This is a genomic window from Micromonospora cynarisoli (genome assembly GCF_030518815.1).
In the GTDB taxonomy this organism is placed as follows: Bacteria; Actinomycetota; Actinomycetes; order Mycobacteriales; family Micromonosporaceae; genus Micromonospora; species Micromonospora wenchangensis.
In genome coordinates, this window is sequence record NZ_CP130426.1 from 2921811 (window position 1) to 2936718 (window position 14908).

At 67.3% G+C, this 14908-nt stretch carries 16 protein-coding genes and 1 other RNA gene; 5 read left to right on the forward strand and 12 right to left on the reverse strand.

Annotated features, from left to right (window positions below):
• The first annotated feature begins 29 nt into the window (after positions 1-29).
• Entirely contained in the window at positions 30-383 is a 354-nt protein-coding gene (locus Q2K16_RS12010; protein WP_302745425.1) for a hypothetical protein, read from the forward strand.
• A 26-nt stretch (positions 384-409) separates the two neighbouring features.
• On the opposite strand, the gene Q2K16_RS12015 is transcribed toward Q2K16_RS12010, so the two are convergent.
• From Q2K16_RS12015 to Q2K16_RS12030, 5 genes are all read right to left on the reverse strand, one after another.
• Positions 410-979, reverse strand: a complete 570-nt coding sequence (locus tag Q2K16_RS12015) for a DUF2637 domain-containing protein (RefSeq protein WP_302745427.1) — start codon at positions 977-979, stop codon at positions 410-412.
• A complete protein-coding gene (locus Q2K16_RS12020) occupies positions 979-1167 on the reverse strand; it encodes a hypothetical protein (protein WP_302745429.1) in 189 nt (62 codons plus the stop codon). Before Q2K16_RS12020 ends, Q2K16_RS12015 begins: the two co-directional genes overlap by 1 nt.
• 5 nt (positions 1168-1172) lie before the next feature.
• Positions 1173-1427 (reverse strand): hypothetical protein, encoded by a 255-nt coding sequence (locus Q2K16_RS33015; RefSeq protein WP_368052548.1) that lies wholly within the window; start codon positions 1425-1427, stop codon positions 1173-1175.
• Positions 1424-3016, reverse strand: a complete 1593-nt coding sequence (locus Q2K16_RS12025; protein ID WP_302746452.1) for an FtsK/SpoIIIE domain-containing protein — start codon at positions 3014-3016, stop codon at positions 1424-1426. The genes Q2K16_RS33015 and Q2K16_RS12025 overlap by 4 nt, the downstream gene beginning before the upstream one ends.
• 304 nt (positions 3017-3320) lie before the next feature.
• Positions 3321-3722: a transcriptional regulator gene (locus Q2K16_RS12030; RefSeq protein ID WP_302745430.1), complete on the reverse strand. Its 402-nt coding sequence runs from the start codon at positions 3720-3722 to the stop codon at positions 3321-3323.
• A 136-nt stretch (positions 3723-3858) separates the two neighbouring features.
• Between Q2K16_RS12030 and Q2K16_RS12035 the strand changes: the two genes are divergently transcribed.
• Together Q2K16_RS12035 and Q2K16_RS12040 are read left to right on the forward strand one after the other, a co-directional pair.
• Entirely contained in the window at positions 3859-4701 is an 843-nt protein-coding gene (locus Q2K16_RS12035; protein ID WP_282267172.1) for a GntR family transcriptional regulator, read from the forward strand.
• Positions 4698-5387, forward strand: a complete 690-nt coding sequence (locus Q2K16_RS12040) for an HAD family hydrolase (protein WP_282267174.1) — start codon at positions 4698-4700, stop codon at positions 5385-5387. Before Q2K16_RS12035 ends, Q2K16_RS12040 begins: the two co-directional genes overlap by 4 nt.
• 59 nt (positions 5388-5446) lie before the next feature.
• Here Q2K16_RS12040 and Q2K16_RS12045 read toward each other — a convergent pair whose 3' ends face one another.
• The 4 genes from Q2K16_RS12045 to rnpB form a co-directional block, all read right to left on the reverse strand.
• Positions 5447-5905 (reverse strand): NUDIX domain-containing protein, encoded by a 459-nt coding sequence (locus Q2K16_RS12045; RefSeq protein WP_282267176.1) that lies wholly within the window; start codon positions 5903-5905, stop codon positions 5447-5449.
• An 11-nt stretch (positions 5906-5916) separates the two neighbouring features.
• Positions 5917-6672 carry a DUF5919 domain-containing protein gene (locus Q2K16_RS12050; RefSeq protein ID WP_302745432.1) on the reverse strand — a complete coding sequence of 252 codons (756 nt, stop codon included), beginning with the start codon at positions 6670-6672 and terminating at the stop codon, positions 5917-5919.
• A gap of 601 nt (positions 6673-7273) precedes the next feature.
• Positions 7274-8923 carry an ATP-binding protein gene (locus Q2K16_RS12055; protein ID WP_302745433.1) on the reverse strand — a complete coding sequence of 550 codons (1650 nt, stop codon included), beginning with the start codon at positions 8921-8923 and terminating at the stop codon, positions 7274-7276.
• Positions 8924-9612: 689 nt separating this feature from the next.
• Positions 9613-10031, reverse strand: an RNA gene (gene rnpB / locus Q2K16_RS12060) — RNase P RNA component class A.
• Positions 10032-10172: 141 nt separating this feature from the next.
• Between rnpB and Q2K16_RS12065 the strand changes: the two genes are divergently transcribed.
• Entirely contained in the window at positions 10173-10934 is a 762-nt protein-coding gene (locus Q2K16_RS12065) for a sulfite exporter TauE/SafE family protein (RefSeq protein ID WP_302745434.1), read from the forward strand.
• Positions 10935-10949: 15 nt separating this feature from the next.
• Here Q2K16_RS12065 and Q2K16_RS12070 read toward each other — a convergent pair whose 3' ends face one another.
• The gene (locus Q2K16_RS12070) at positions 10950-12182 is read right to left on the reverse strand and encodes an MFS transporter (protein ID WP_302745436.1); all 1233 of its coding nucleotides are present in this window, start codon (positions 12180-12182) and stop codon (positions 10950-10952) included.
• Between the two features lie 69 nt (positions 12183-12251).
• On the opposite strand from Q2K16_RS12070, the gene Q2K16_RS12075 reads away from it, so the two are divergent.
• Positions 12252-12731 carry a MarR family winged helix-turn-helix transcriptional regulator gene (locus Q2K16_RS12075; RefSeq protein WP_302745438.1) on the forward strand — a complete coding sequence of 160 codons (480 nt, stop codon included), beginning with the start codon at positions 12252-12254 and terminating at the stop codon, positions 12729-12731.
• Between the two features lie 158 nt (positions 12732-12889).
• Here the strand turns inward: Q2K16_RS12075 and mctP are convergent, their stop codons facing one another.
• Together mctP and Q2K16_RS12085 are read right to left on the reverse strand one after the other, a co-directional pair.
• Positions 12890-14545: a monocarboxylate uptake permease MctP gene (gene mctP / locus Q2K16_RS12080; protein ID WP_302745440.1), complete on the reverse strand. Its 1656-nt coding sequence runs from the start codon at positions 14543-14545 to the stop codon at positions 12890-12892.
• 58 nt (positions 14546-14603) lie between these two features.
• A complete protein-coding gene (locus Q2K16_RS12085; protein WP_302745442.1) occupies positions 14604-14846 on the reverse strand; it encodes a DUF3311 domain-containing protein in 243 nt (80 codons plus the stop codon).
• Positions 14847-14908: the final 62 nt, after the last annotated feature.

Below are 14908 nucleotides of genomic sequence, written 5' to 3' on the forward strand. Positions count from 1 at the left end.
TCACCAGGAACCCGAGTGGCGAGGTCGACATGAGCGGCGATGACGGTACGACGGTGCTGTGGCGTCCGACCGGACCGAAAGAGCTGGATCTCGTCCGCGAGGCCGGATGGCGGGCGTGGCCGCCGCGTCTGCCGGATCAGCCGATCTTCTACCCGGTCCTGAACGAGGACTACGCGGTGATGATCGCCCGGGATTGGAACGTGCCCGCGTCCGGCGTCGGCTACGTCACCCGGTTCCGGGTGGAGTCGGAGTTTCTGCGCCGGTACCCGGTCCAGCAGGCCGGTGGGAAGACCATCCTGGAGCTGTGGGTTCCGGCTGAGGAACTGGACGAGTTCAATGCGCACATCGTCGGGTTGATCGAGGTCGTGCACGAGTTCCGGTAGCCGCCGGCCGGCGGTGAGGGTGGCGGTCATCGGATGATCCCGACGACGTGCGGCCGGTTCGAGGGGACGACACGCGGGGGCAGCACGGCTGCCGGGGCAGAGATGGCAGCCGGAGCCGGGACAGCCGGCGGCACGGGGTCAGCCGGGCGCTCGGGTTCGGTGGTGGCCTGCTCGGGCACCTCGTACCAGTCGCCCGGGGGTTGGTCCGGTGCGGGAGCCGGCGGCACGGCTGGGGCGTTGGACAGGACGACTTTGACCAGGGCGAGGAACGCCAGCGAGGGCACCGCGGCCACGGTCCAGCCCCAGACCGACGGTTCGGCTTCCGCCACTTGGGCGGCGAGGGACAGCAGCGCGAACGCGACCAGGAGCGAGCCGACCAGGCCGATAGGCCGACCGGCACGGCGGCGGGCGCGGAGTTCCAGGCCGAGGTAGATCGCCATCAGCTCGACGGCTACGGCGTTGGCCCAGCCGATCCAGTCGGGTTGACCGTGGGCTACGGACAGGTCGTGGACGTGGGTGAAGGCGGCAGCGCCGGCCATGGTGCCAATGGCGAGCAGGATCACCAGGCGTACAGCCGATTCGGAGCGTTCGGTCATCACTCCGCCCCCTTCGGCTTCTCGCGGATGATCAGGTCGATGCGGATGCGCCGGCCCTCCATGTCGGGGCGACGGTTGATGAGGTGGGCGAGGCCATGCAGGGCGGCGGCGCTTTGGTCAGCCGGGCCGACGAGTCGGACGTACAGCGGGCGGCGGAGGCGGTTGGTCAGACGGGTGAGGGGGTTCACGGCAGTTACCTCCGGGCCGGTCGGATGTCAGTGCGGATGTAGTCGGGAGGGGTACCGAGCGTGGCGACCGCTTCGGACAGGCACCGCCACAGCGCCCACGCCTCGTCAGGGGTCAGGGACATCCGCCGCCGGCCCGCACCGACCGCCAGATAGACCGGGTACGGGTCAGGCCGCTCGGGGTCGACCCGGACAGAGACGGCGGTCACCGGTTCGGGGGTTCGCAGCCGGTAGAAGCGGCACCCGGTCGGGGCAGCGGTCATCGCGCCTCACCCCCGCCGTCGGAGTCGAGCAGGTTGCGCAGCGCATCAGGCAGCAACGGCCCGGACGGCTTACGCGGCAGCGGAAGGCGGACCGGTTCGACGGCGGTTTCCCGGCCGACCTGGGCGAGGATGTCCGCCGCGTCAGCCGGGGCCGGGTACTGCCGCGCCATGTCGCGGATGTCGTCATCGCTGACGTAGGAGAACCGGACCCGCATCGGGTCGGGGGTGCCATCGAGGATCACGTACCCGACGCCCTTCGCCCAACGGGGCATCTGATCCGCGAGAGCGCCCCGGTTGCGGGCACCGTCACCAAGGACCATGTCGACCTGTGACGCCTCGGTCAGCCCCAGCGCGATCCGGGTCGGGAACAGGTCCCGGAACGGCAGCACCTCCTTACGTGGGTCCTGCAACGCGGCCACCACCAGCACGCCGACCCCGGCACCCTGCGACAGCAGCAACCCCAGCGATGACGCGATGCGCTTACGCAGGTCGACGTCTTGCAGGTACGCGGTCAGTGCGGCCATCTCGTCGATGACGACCACGACCAGGGGGTCAGCCTCGGTCGGCGTGTGCACCCGAACCGTGCCGGCCAACCGGGTCTGGCGCTCCCGCAGCACGGTCACGGCCTCGTCGAGCAGATCCGCCATGGCCTCGAACGACTTGCAGGCGAACCGGGCGAACATCGGACGACCGAGCGCGAACTCCATCCCGCCCTTTGGGTCGATCACCCAGAGCCGCACCAGCCCGGAGGCGACACCTCCGCCGACGACCCGAACGACCGACCAGAGCACCGAGCCCTTCCCCGACCGGGTCGCCCCGCCCACCAGGACGTGAGTAGCGAGCAGATGCAGCGACCAGGTACGCAGGTCTTCCCGCCGGGCCAGCGGCAGCGCGGTGAAGTCCGGCACCGCCGGCACCGGGAACGGCGGCACCACCGTGCGCAGCGCATCGGTACGCACCAGCGCCAGGTAGACCACCGTCGGCCGATCCCGGTACCGCACCCGGTCGACCAGCCGCAGCACCCAGGCACCCCGACCGGTACGTGTCGGCGCGTCGTCGGGACGTTCCGCGTAGACCCGGGCGTACCGCCGGCCGAAGGCGTAGGCCAGGTTCGCACTCACCCGCTGGAACTGCTCCGGCGTCTGCCCCCGGACCATCCGGACCCTCAGCACGTCGAGCGCCTGATCCGAGCGGACCCGCAGCAGTTCCGGCAGAACGCCCCGACGGTCGTATGTCTCGGCGAGCCCGCAGAGCGTCATGGCCTCACGCCACACCCGCCGGTAGACGAACACCCGCCGGAACGAGCCGAGCAGTGGACCCGCCAACCACGCCCACCAGGACGACTCATCCCGCCAGCGCCACACCGCCGAGGCCGCCGACGCCAGCACGAGCGGCACCACCAGACCGGACCAACCGAACTCGGCGTACAGCCAGCACGCCAGCACCACTGAGGCGGTAGCCACCGGATGACGCAGGCACCACCAGAGCAGCCGCCCAGACCAGCGCAGCACCAGGCCGAGCAGCACCGCCCAAACCGGAAGCTCGAACCGCTTCGGCCGGACCACCAGCAGGTCACCGGCGGACGTCATCACCACTTCACCGCGAGGACGCCCGATCACTTGGCACCCCGCAGCGACACGAACCGGCCCGACGCATCCCGGACCGGAGGAAACGGGAGAACGAGCTGCCCGACGCAGCCGTCACACCGACCGTCGGCACCCGTGGCCGGATCGAACCGGGACTGACACACACCACACCGAGGCCAGCCACGGCCAGCCGGACGCATACCCTTGGACACGTCACTACCTCTCTCGACAGAGCAGGGGGAAGAGACAGAGAAGGGCGGGGCTGCCGTCCGCCAAGATCAGACAGCCCCGCCCACACTCAAAGCGGCTACGCCGCCGCCTTCTTGTTGCCGGCAACACCCGCCGGGGCACGCATCGCGGTAGCCCGCAGCGAGTACGCCATCCCGCCGTTGCTCGCCACGTACGGCGTCACCGTCATGCCCTCGAACTCCACCGCCTCGAACGGCGCACCCGACGGCGGCACCGGCTGGTAGTCGGCGGAGATCTTGACCGTCGTCTCCCGGGACCGCTTCCCGAGTTCCGGGTCAAGGTCCATCACCCGCACCTGCCACACCCGCTGGCCGGTCAGCTTGTCCTTCGCCGGAGAGCGCCGGCCCGTCTTCTCGTCGTAGTCCTCCACCTCACCCAGCGACTCGGGCACCAACGCGCACCCCGCCGGGAACACGTCCTCACAACGCACGGCGAACCTCGTACCGCCACGCAGAGCCATTGCTCGACCTCCTGATCCCACCTGACTAACCTGACTAGCCAGGTGCCGTGGATCAAAGGTAGGCCGGCTTGGCTAGTCATGTCAATGACAGTGTGGGAACTTTCCTAGCCTGGCTAGTCAGCGGTACCGTCCGTGCATGGCTCTTGACCCCGATGACCCCCGTACGCCGTCGCAACAGATCGCGGCCACCCTCCGAGCCGAGATCAAGACCGGGAAGTTCGCGCCCGGCGAGAAGTTGCCGTCGCAACACGATCTCGTCGAGCGGTTCAGCGTCGCCCGCGAGACGATCAAGGCCGCCTTGCGGAAGCTGCAAGAGGAACGCCTGATCGTGACCCGTCAGGGCAGCGGCACCTTCGTCCGCGCCAACACGGAGCGCCCGGTCGGACTACGGCCGCACATCGAGCGCGCGTTCGAGGCCACGAACGTCACGATCGACTTCGCCGGCTTCTCCGGAGAGACGCTGTACAACGCGATCCAAGAGACCCTGGACAAGGTCCGCATCGGTCGCCTCACCCCGGAGTCGATCCGGGTACGTGTGCTGATCTCCGACATGACTGCCCCGATGGCGATCCCCTGCCGTGCCGAGGACCAGGCCGACGACCCCGGCATCCGTGCCCGAGCCCTACGCATCACCGACCGGTCGATCCACGCCCTCACCGACGCCGTACAGGAGTTGGCCGACCTCGGGTTGGTCAAGACCGCCACCATCGAGGTACGCGTTCACAACGCCGCGCCCCTGTTCAAGCTGTTCATCATTAACGAACAGGAAGCGTTCTTCGGGTTCTACCCCGTTGTCGAACACACCGTCTCCGTGGACGGCAAGCCGATGGCGATCTACGACGCGATGGGCAAGGACGCGATCCTGTTCCCGTTCACGCCCAGCGACGAGGACGACAGCAACGACGCCCTTTACGTCGAGCAGGCCCGCGCCTGGTTCGACAGCCTGTGGGGCACCATCGCCCGTGAGTACGCCTCGTGACCGCCGCCGACCTGGCGAAGGTGATCGACCGCGCCCGCGTGATCCTGCTCGACTTCGACGGCCCCGTGTGCAGCATCTTCGCCCAGCACCCGGCGTCGACCGTCGCTCACGAGTTGCGCCGGCTGCTCGTCGACCAGGCGGTGACCCTGCCGCCCGAGATCCTGGCCGAACGTGACCCGCTCGCCGTGCTCCGCTTTACCGCCACCGTCGGGCGCCCTGCCGTCGTCCGCCTGGTCGACGAGGCTCTGACCCACCAGGAAGTCACCGCGGCCCGCACCGCCGAACCGACCTCGTACGGCCGGGAAGTCATCGTCGCCGCCCATCAGACCGGCCGCAGGGTCGCCGTGGTGTCGAACAACTCGGCCGACTCGGTGCACGCATACCTGACCGCCCGCCGGCTTATCGGCTACGTACACCCGGTCATCGGCCGACCCGAGGCCGCCCCCGAGCGGATGAAGCCGGACCCGTTCCCGGTGCTGGACGCCGTGCGGGAACTCCGTGCCGATCCGGCGGAATGCGTCCTGGTCGGCGACTCGGTCAGCGATATCGAGGCCGCCCACGCCGCCGGAGTCGCAGCCATCGGGTACGCGAACAAGCCCGGCAAGCGCGAACGGTTCGCCGCCGCAGACGCCGTCATCGACAGCATGGCCGAGCTGGTGGCCGCCTTCGCCGTCGACGAGCTGTGACACCGACACACCGCACACGAGCGCCCCGGGAGATCATCACCGGGGCGTTTCTCGTGTCATCAGTCGACGTGCGGCATCCGCCGCGTGAGGTAGTCCGCGATCTGCCGCCGCATCGTCGGATGGATGTCGAGCGCCGCCAGCTCGTCAGGCCGGAACCAGCCGACGTGACTCGCCTCGTCGTTCGGTGCGCACGCCCCGCCGATCGGCCGCGCCAGCAACGTCACCTCGTACTCCTGACGAACCTCACCGTCCGAGTACGCGATGATGTGGCCCGGATCGGAGTAGACGCCAAGGACGCCGGTCACCTCGACCTCGATCCCCGTCTCTTCCAGCGTTTCCCGTACGGCGCACTCGGTCGGAGTCTCGCCGATCTCCATCTTGCCCATCGGCAACGCCCACTGGCCGGTGTCACGCCGACGCTGTAGGAGGATCGCGCCCTGGTCGTCGACCGCCAGGACGCCGCAGGCCGGGACGAGCGTGTTCGCCTTCGGCGCGTTCGGGTCGTTCCAATGCTCCACACGTCCCACCGTCAGACCTCCGCTCCCTGCCACGGCACCGCCGTGGACCATACCCGGTCAAAGCTCGTCGTGTAGTGCTCGAACAGCCCGCCCCCGTCGACCCTACGGAAGTGGAACGTCGGATTGGCACTGGCCGCCTCACCATAAGCGTGCGGATTGACCAACACCTCGTCGTCATAGCGAAAGACGCTGTTGTACAGCGTCGTCGGGTGTAGCCGGATCTCGCAGCCATCGACCCCGGCAAGCTCCCGGTAGTACGTCAACGAAGCGCGGATCTTCGCCCCCAGCGTGCCGCCGAGCTGTTCCTCCCGATCCCGCACCGCCACCGCGTCACTCGACGGATCACCGAAGCACAGCCGCACCTGCACGCCCGCCGACAGCCGGTCAGCCAGCATTCGCGCCACCCGAGGTTGCGTCTGCGCAAAGAAGGTCCCCGAGTAGACGAGCAGATCCATCCGTTCCTGGGCCTCAGACAGCAGCCGTAACCACACCTCACGCGGCACCGACGCCCGGTCGGGGTAGACCTCGATCAGTTCAGCCCGACTCGCCTCACCGCGCCGGCCGTCGACGGTCGCCAGGACTTCCGGCCAGAGATACGCCTCTTCCGCTCCCAACCGCCGAGCTGCCGTCCACCTATGCCGACGATGGGGCACACGACCGAGGCTGATCCACCGTTCGACGGTTTTCGGGTCGACGCCACATTCATCGGCCAAGTCGTCGACCCGGATTCCTCGACGCACCATGACAGTCCGAAGACGTTCGTTCATTCTTCTATTGGACCTTTTCAGGACGGGACTTTTCAACCCCGTCCCGGGACGTTTCACGAGGGACCAAGACGTCTAACGACAGTCCAACCAGGTGGATGACCCGTGCGAGTTAAATCGGTTGACTCTTCTATCGCCGCAACCCAATCCCCCTGGTTTCGTGCTCGCCACAAGGGCCGCGATAGCAGGTGAGGACGCGGCACCGGTCGGGGTGCGTAGATGCCTGATCTACGCACCCCGACTGCGCCATCGCAGAAAAAAGAAATGCCAACCCACCGAAAAGCAGAGAAATAACGTCCACCGCAATCAGAAGGAAGTGATGCAAAAATGACCGGAGTAACCATTACAGACACGGAAAACGAGCGGAGATTTGTAATCCACATGCCTTTTGCCGTTCCGACACTAAGTGCCGCAATCGACTATGCAGCACGAATAACGCACATACTTGGCTTCGCACCAGAAATCGACGCCGGCGAAACAACAATTACGCGGGAGGGCGACCAGCAAAATCACATCCGCATCCTTTGCGATAAACGCATCTCAGGTCAAGAAAGATGTGCATACCGTGCCAACCATACAGGAATATGCGGACCAGGAAATTAGCCTATTCCCGCTTTCCACAACAACGCTTGAACTTGATGCCACTCCCGCAGCCGCAGAGATCGTTCCTGCCCTGCCGGCCACCTCGGTAGTTGAATTTCTTTCTGGCCCTAGAATACGCGTTGACCAAGGTCGGGGCTACGGCAGGAGTCTCAACACTATTGCTAAGTGCAGCATTGCCAGCCGAAGCGGGCAATTCCACATCAGTCTTCGCTAACAATACGGGAGCCTCCGACGCCACTTCAACAACCTCCTCGCTACTTACCACTTTTCGCCATGCGGACCGACTACCCCTCTTGCCAGGCACCATCTCTAGAATCCCAGATTGCCGAAGAGAGTAAAAGACGTCCTTCATAGAGTTTTCAGAGGCGATGCCCGTAAGTTCCCTACCTATGGCGTTAGTGATCTCCTCGTGGATCTCAAGGTATTCCAGAACAATCTCTTGAGGTCGCGCCAGAGGTGTGTGCCCAATCTCAACCACAAACTGATTATTGATCACCGAGAACTTAGGTGGCTGAAGCTGGGCCTCCTTCATCTTGCTTAAGACCGTCCGAAGCCCCTCCCCAATATCCTTGTTAGGAGGATCTGGATACTTGTTCAGAAGTTGAACAATCTTAGGGTTTCTGGAAGCCCGCTCGTCTGAAAAGAGGTTGTCGAGCGTCATGTGACCCGGAAGTCCACCAGGACTACGAACCTCTACCCGATTATTGAAGACATACACGCGGATGTCGTCAGATATGTTGTAGTCGCGGTGGATAACCGCATTCACAACAATTTCCTTGAGCACTTCCGGCGGGTACCGCAGCGGCTCCATTTTACCGTCAGGCGTCAGCGTGGAAACTGACTCGATCAGTTCCGACACCTCCTTCAGGGTTTCATCGATGAGCACGCGCGCAGGCCCCTCGATGGTCTTTGGCACACCCACCAAATGCTTGCGGAGCGGTTCTTGCTCCTTGGTGTTGTATCTGGCCACCTTAACCGCACATCTCTTCGGCACAACAGCGGAAGGGATCGTCGCATACAAGATCGCAGCACAAACGCGCGCACGACCACTCTGGCGATCAACCAATCTTCGAGATCGAGCCAGACTAGCCGGGCTTGTAGCAGGGCTGTAGCCTTGCAAGAAAGTTCCTACTTCAGGCTCTTCCACCAGATCGTCGAGAAAGTAGTCTTCCAAGAGTTGATCCTCGTAAGAACGAGCCCCCTTGGACAAGCTTAGATCAGTGATCGCGTTGCCCGAAATCGCAACCGACGACGCGCCTCGTCGGGTATAGACTTTCTTGTCTGCCGCGTAATGCACGCTGCCACTTTTTGCGACCTGGATTAGACAAACCACACCGGAAGACTCGTATCCCTGAACCTCTAAGAAATCGACGCCATAGGGTACCGGTGGACTTACGTCTCTACTAAGGGCTTCCAGAACAGGCGTCGCATCCTCGATCGCAAGAAATCCCTGCCACCGATCGATACCAACCCCCTTTGCTCGATCCTCAATACCGACCACGAAGTCGCCGCCGTCAGTATTAGCAAGAGCCGCGCCTACCTTCTGAATGGCCGAACCGCCACTCTTTGCGCTTTTGCAATCCCAGAAGGGTGATTCATCGCGCTCTATAAGAGCTAGCGCTTCCTCATAGGAAATGGTTCGCTTGTCCATCCGGACACTGTACTTACTACCGGACGAACATTCCACCGACAGCCACGGAGGCCTCAGAGCGTTCGGTTGCGATACAGCACGCCTGGCGGCAGGCTGCCTGGTGAGCGGCCCCTTGAGTGAGCCCTCTGTCGACTGCTGAATTGTTCTGTATTGGATCAAGGCACCGCGCTCCGCGCGGTGCGGGGCGGCAAACCCGGCCGGCGGCAAGCCGCCCCGGACGCCTACGGCACCGGGGCGGTAAGCCGCCGACAGCCGCCGGGACACCGCCCCGCCAACCAGAGGGACCAGACCCGGCGAGGCCGTGACGGAAGCCGGCGGGGCCGGCCTGGTCGCGTGGTCGGGGCTTCCGGCTGCCGCGCCAGTCCAACCCCGGGACTGGCTTGCCACTGGCTCATCCCATCCCAGCACCCAACTCCACGGCCAAGACGTGCCCGACCCTCCCCCGCAGCCGCCGGCCCCTGCCCGGAGCCCCCACGCGCCGACCCCGCAAAGGCCCCACGACGGCGCAGCAGGGCGGACCCGAGCCAAGGTCGACTGAGCCAGCACTCAGGGCGTCTCCAGGGCGTCAGGGCGGCTACAGGGCGTCTACAGGGCGTCAAACGCCGGCCAATGTTGACCAAGAACGACCATCGACGCCCGAACATAGAACCAGCTCAGAGCCATGATCACGGCTCTGAGCTGGTGGGCGACGGACGAGTCGACCTGTACGCCGGATTCTGTGCGCGGCGCGTACCCCTCGCGGGGTCCGCACCGGCGGCGGCCATCCATCTCGGCCTGCCGTCGCCGACAGGCTCCTGCGGCCTACCCGCAGACATCGGGCGGGCAGCCCTCAAGCGTCTGCGCCGGGTCGTCAACGTGCGGTGACGGCCCTTGCTTGGCCTTGCTCCGGGTGGGGTTTACCGAGCCACCCCGGTCACCCGGGGTGCTGGTGGGCTCTTACCCCACCGTTTCACCCTTACCGTCCCCGAACGGGGCCGGCGGTCTGTTTTCTGTGGCACTGTCCCGCGGGTCGCCCCGGGTTGCCGTTAGCAACCACCCTGCCCTGTGGAGTCCGGACGTTCCTCGGCGGCGGGCCGCAGCCCGCCGACGCGACCGCCCGGTCGACTCGTCCGTCGCGCCCCCATCCTAACGACGCGGCGGCCCGCCCCGATTCCACCCCACCTCCGCCCGCACCGGCCGGAAGGCGAATCTGGTACGCGGCTGAGCCGGTGGAGGGGCTTTGATCAGGGCCTACTAGCCTCTGGGCACCATGGACCTCTCCGATGCCGTACTGCTGGTCATCGCCGGTCTCGCCGCGGGCACGGTGAACGCGGCGGCAGGCGGTGGTTCGCTGATCACCTTCCCGGCGATGATCGCGGTGGGCATTCCGCCCGTGGCGGCGAACGTCAGCAACTCGGTGTCGGTCTTCCCCGGCTACGCGGCGAGTGTGGCGGGCAGCCGGATGGATCTGCCGCCCCGCCGGACGCTGTGGCCGTTGCTGCCGACGGCGGTGCTCGGCACGGGGGTCGGTTGTCTGCTCCTGCTGGCCACCCCGGCGCGGGCGTTCGACCTGATGGTGCCGTTCCTGGTGCTCGGGGCCACGGCGGTGCTGGCCTTCCAGGGGCCGCTGCGCCGGCTGGTCGGGCACCCGGCCGACCTGGGCCCGCGCCGCCGTACCCTCACGGTGCAGGCGATGGTCGCGGTCGGCACGGTGTACGGCGGCTATTTCGGCGCGGCGCTCGGGGTGATGCTGGTGGCCGGCCTGGCCCTGGTGCTGGACGCGACGCTGGCCCGGGTGTCGGCGGTGAAGAACCTGCTGTCGGCCGTGGTGGGGTTGACCACCCTGGTGGTGTTCGCCCTGTTCGGGCCGGTCAACTGGGCGGCGGTCGCGGTGGTCGCGCCGGCCACGATGCTCGGCGGGTACGTGGGGGCGCGGGTGACCCGCCGGCTGCCGCCGGTGGTGCTCCGGACGCTGATCGTCTGCTTCGGTACGGCGATCGGCCTCTACCTGCTCTGGCGGGCGCTCGGCTGAGCGGCCCCGGTCCGCTCAGTACGCCTCGCCGACGGGTTCCTCGGGGGTGTGCTCGGCCTGCCGGGCGGCCCGGTTCCAGCGGGACCAGAGCAGCCGTTCGCCGTACCCGGCGGCCATCAGGTGCGCGCAGGTCAGGTAGACCAGCAGGCCGACGGCGAGTACCCCGGCGCCGACCCAGAACGGCAACGCCAGCCCGTGTTCGGCGAGTTTGCCGGCGAGGATCGGCGCGGGTGCGGCGGCGCCCCAGCGGACCAGGTTGAACGCGCCGGTGGCGACCCGACGGTCGGCGGAGCCGAGGCCGAGGGCCAGGTCGGTGAGGTTGGCGTTGGCCAGGCCCATGCACAGGCCGGCGACGACGAGCACCACCAGCGACTCGACGGTGCCGGCCGAGGTGGCGAAGAGGACCATGCAGGCCAGCAGGCCGACCAGCGCCACCCCGACGGTCTGCACCGCACCGATCCGGTGGGCGAGCCGGTGGCCGATGAGCAGGATGCCGGCGGCCAGGCCGAGACCCCAGCCGGTGAACGCGAGGCCGAGGGGGATGACGTCGAGGCCGAGGAAGAGCGGCGTGTAGCCGAGCACCACGAAGAAGACGAAGTTGTAGGCGGCGGTGACCACGCAGAGGGTGATGAACGCCGGCCGGCGGTAGGTGGCGGCGATCTGCCCCAGCCGGACGGGCGGCTGCCGGTGGGTCGGCTCGCGGAGCCGGCGGGCGGCCACCAGCAGGGCGAGCACCATGAACATGCCGCAGACGAAGAACGGCAGTCGCCAGCTGATCTCCCCGAGCAGGCCGCCGATCAGCGGGCCGACGGCGAAGCCGAGGCCGAGCGCGGTCTCGAAGAGGCCGACCACCCATTCCCGGTCGTTGGCGAGGTTGACCAGGACCACCATGGCGGTGGCGAAGAACATCGCGTTGCCCAGTCCCCAGACGCCGCGCAGCACCGACAGCTGCACGATGTCGTTGCTGAACGAGGCGGCGATGGCGGCCAGGCCGACCACGGAGACGCCGGCGACGAGCACCGGCTTGAAGCCGAAGCGTCCGCTGGCCAGGGTGGCCGGGATCATCCCGACGGCCATCACCGCGATGTACGCGGTGAACAGCAGTTCGACCTGCCAGGCGGTGACGCCGATCGCGGTGCCGATGGCGGGCAGGATGGGGTCCACCACGGCGATGCCGGCGATGGCGAGGAAGGCCACCAGCGTGGTGGCGTAGATGGCACTGCGGTGGGGCTCGGTTCGCCGGTCCACTCCGCCTCCTGTCGGGCCGAAGCCACAGATAGCTGTATCGTACAGGTAATTCGGTTGTATCATACAGCTATGAGCGACGACCAGGCGAAGCGAACGGAGTCGGACGAGGCCACCCTCGGCCGGATCGAGACCGAGGTCGCCCTGTTGATGCGGCTGGGCGAGGCCACCCGCCGGGCCACCGGCAGCGCCGAGCACCGGGTCCTCGACCGGGCGGCGTACGTGATCCTGCGCCACCTCGACGCCACCGGCCCGCAGAACGTCTCGGCGCTGGCCGCCCGGCTCAACCTGGACGGCTCCACGGTCACCCGGCAGGTCTCGGCGCTGCAACGCGACGGCCTGATCGCCCGCGCCCCCGACCCGGCGGACGGCCGGGGCACGGTGATCTCCCCCACCCCCGCCGGCCTGCACCGGATGGCCGCCGTCCGGGCCGCCCGGACCCGGCTCTACGGCGACATCCTGGCCGACTGGCCTCCCACCGACAGGGACACCCTGGCCACCCTGCTGGGCCGGCTCAACCAGGCCCTCGACTCCCGCACCCGCCGCCGCTGACCCCCTCCCGCCCCGTCCGACCCCGTCGATCAGAAGGTTTAGGTCACCTCTACACCGCTAGTTGACGCAAACCTCTTGATCACGGGGTCGGACGGGGCGGGCGAGGGAAGGCGGGAGGGGGACCGGGGAAGGCGCGCGGGCAGGGAGGGGCGGCGGGGTCAGGCGACCGGCTCGCGGGCCGAGTCGGCGTCGCGGTCGGGGCCGGGGGTGACGCGGGGGTCGCCCTCGTCGGCGAAGTAGTCGTCGGGGGTGGTGCCGTCCACGCCGTCGGCCACCTTCGCCGCCCGCAACGCCAGCGTGACCAGCGCCGCCACCACCAGGTTCACCAGCACGGCCACGATGCCGACGTAGATCGTCTTCGTGGTGTCGAAGCCGAAGTCGGACAGCGGGAACGCCGACCCGCCGAAGTGCGCGCGCTTCGACGCCGGGTTGGGGATCTGGTAGAGCATCCACATGCCCAGCCCCATGCCGGCCGCCCAGCCGGCGATCAGCGCGCCCCGGTGGAACCAGCGGGTGTAGAGGCCCAGCGCCACCGCCGGCAGCGTCTGGAGGATGATCACACCGCCGATGAGCTGGAGGTCGATGGAGAACTGCGGATCGAGGAAGACGATGCAGGCCACCGCGCCGACCTTGACCACCAGCGAGGTGATCTTCGAGACGTTCGCCTCCTGCGCCGGGCTGGCGTCCCGCTTCAGGTACTCCTTGTAGATATTGCGGGTGAACAGGTTCGCCGCCGCGATCGACATGATCGCCGCCGGCACCAGCGCGCCGATGCCGATCGCCGCGTACGCCACCCCGGCGAACCAGTCCGGGAACTGCTGGTCGAACAGCACCGGCACCACCGTGTTGCTGTCGACGGTGCCCTCCTTCGCCCCGGGCAGCGGCTTCACCCCGGCCGCGATCGCCATGAAGCCGAGCAGGGCGATCAGGCCGAGCAGCAGACTGTACGCCGGCAGCGCCGACATGTTCCGCTTGATCACGTCCCGGTTCCGGCTGGCCAGCACGCCGGTGATGCTGTGCGGGTAGAGGAACAGCGCCAGCGCCGACCCGAACGCCAGGGTGACGTACTGGAGCTGGTTGTTGGCGTTGAGCAGGATGCCGTCGTTCGGATTCGGCGAGGCGGCGAACTTCGCGTCCGCCGCGTCGAAGATCGAACCCCAACCCCCCAGCTTGTACGGCAGGTAGATCACCGCCACCAGGATCACGATGTAGATCAGGCTGTCCTTGACGAACGCGATGAGCGCCGGCGCGCGCAGCCCGGACTGGTAGGTGTAGGCGGCCAGGATCGCGAAGGCGATGATGATCGGCAGGTGCCGCGCCAGCGCGCTGTCCCCGGTGACCCCCATCGTCTTGAGCACCGCCTCGATGCCCACCAACTGCAACGCGATGTACGGCATGGTCGCCACGATGCCGGTGATCGCGATCAGCAGCGCCAGCACCGGCGAGTCGAACCGGCGGCGGACGAAGTCGGCCGGGGTGACGAAACCGTGCCGGTGCGACACCGACCAGAGCCGGCAGAGCACCAGGAACACCAGCGGATAGACGACGATCGTGTACGGCACGGCGAAGAACCCGGCCGCGCCCGCCCCGAACATCAGCGCCGGCACCGCCACGAACGTGTACGCCGTGTAGAGATCACCGCCGACCAGGAACCAGGTGATCCAGCCGCCGAAGCTGCGCCCGCCCAGCCCCCACTCGTCGAGGTGCGCCATGTCCTTCGGCGCCCGCCACCGGGCCGCCACGAAACCCATCGCGCTGACCAGCAGGAACAACGCCGAGAACACGATGATCTCGGTCAAGTGATCGCGCCACATCAGTTGATCACCTCCGTTCGCGACTGCGGGGCTCGCAAAACCGGCTCACTCCTCGCGCTCACCGGGCTCCCCGCTTCTTGGTCGTCTGGTAGACCAGCGTGGTGGTGGCCACCCCGAGCAGGATCCAGGCCAGTTGCAGCCAGTAGAAGCGCGGGAAGCCGAAGATCCGGGGCGAGTCCGCGTTGAACAGCGCCGGTATCAGCGGCACCACGATCGGTATGAGGAGCAACCAGTTCCAGGGGCTGTGGTCCGTCGCCCTGGACGACGTCGTACGCGGCGTCTCCGGTTCGCCAGCGGTCATCTGACCTACCTCCGGTAGTCGTTCCGGCCAGTAACGGCCGGACGCTACGACCCGGTGTGGCC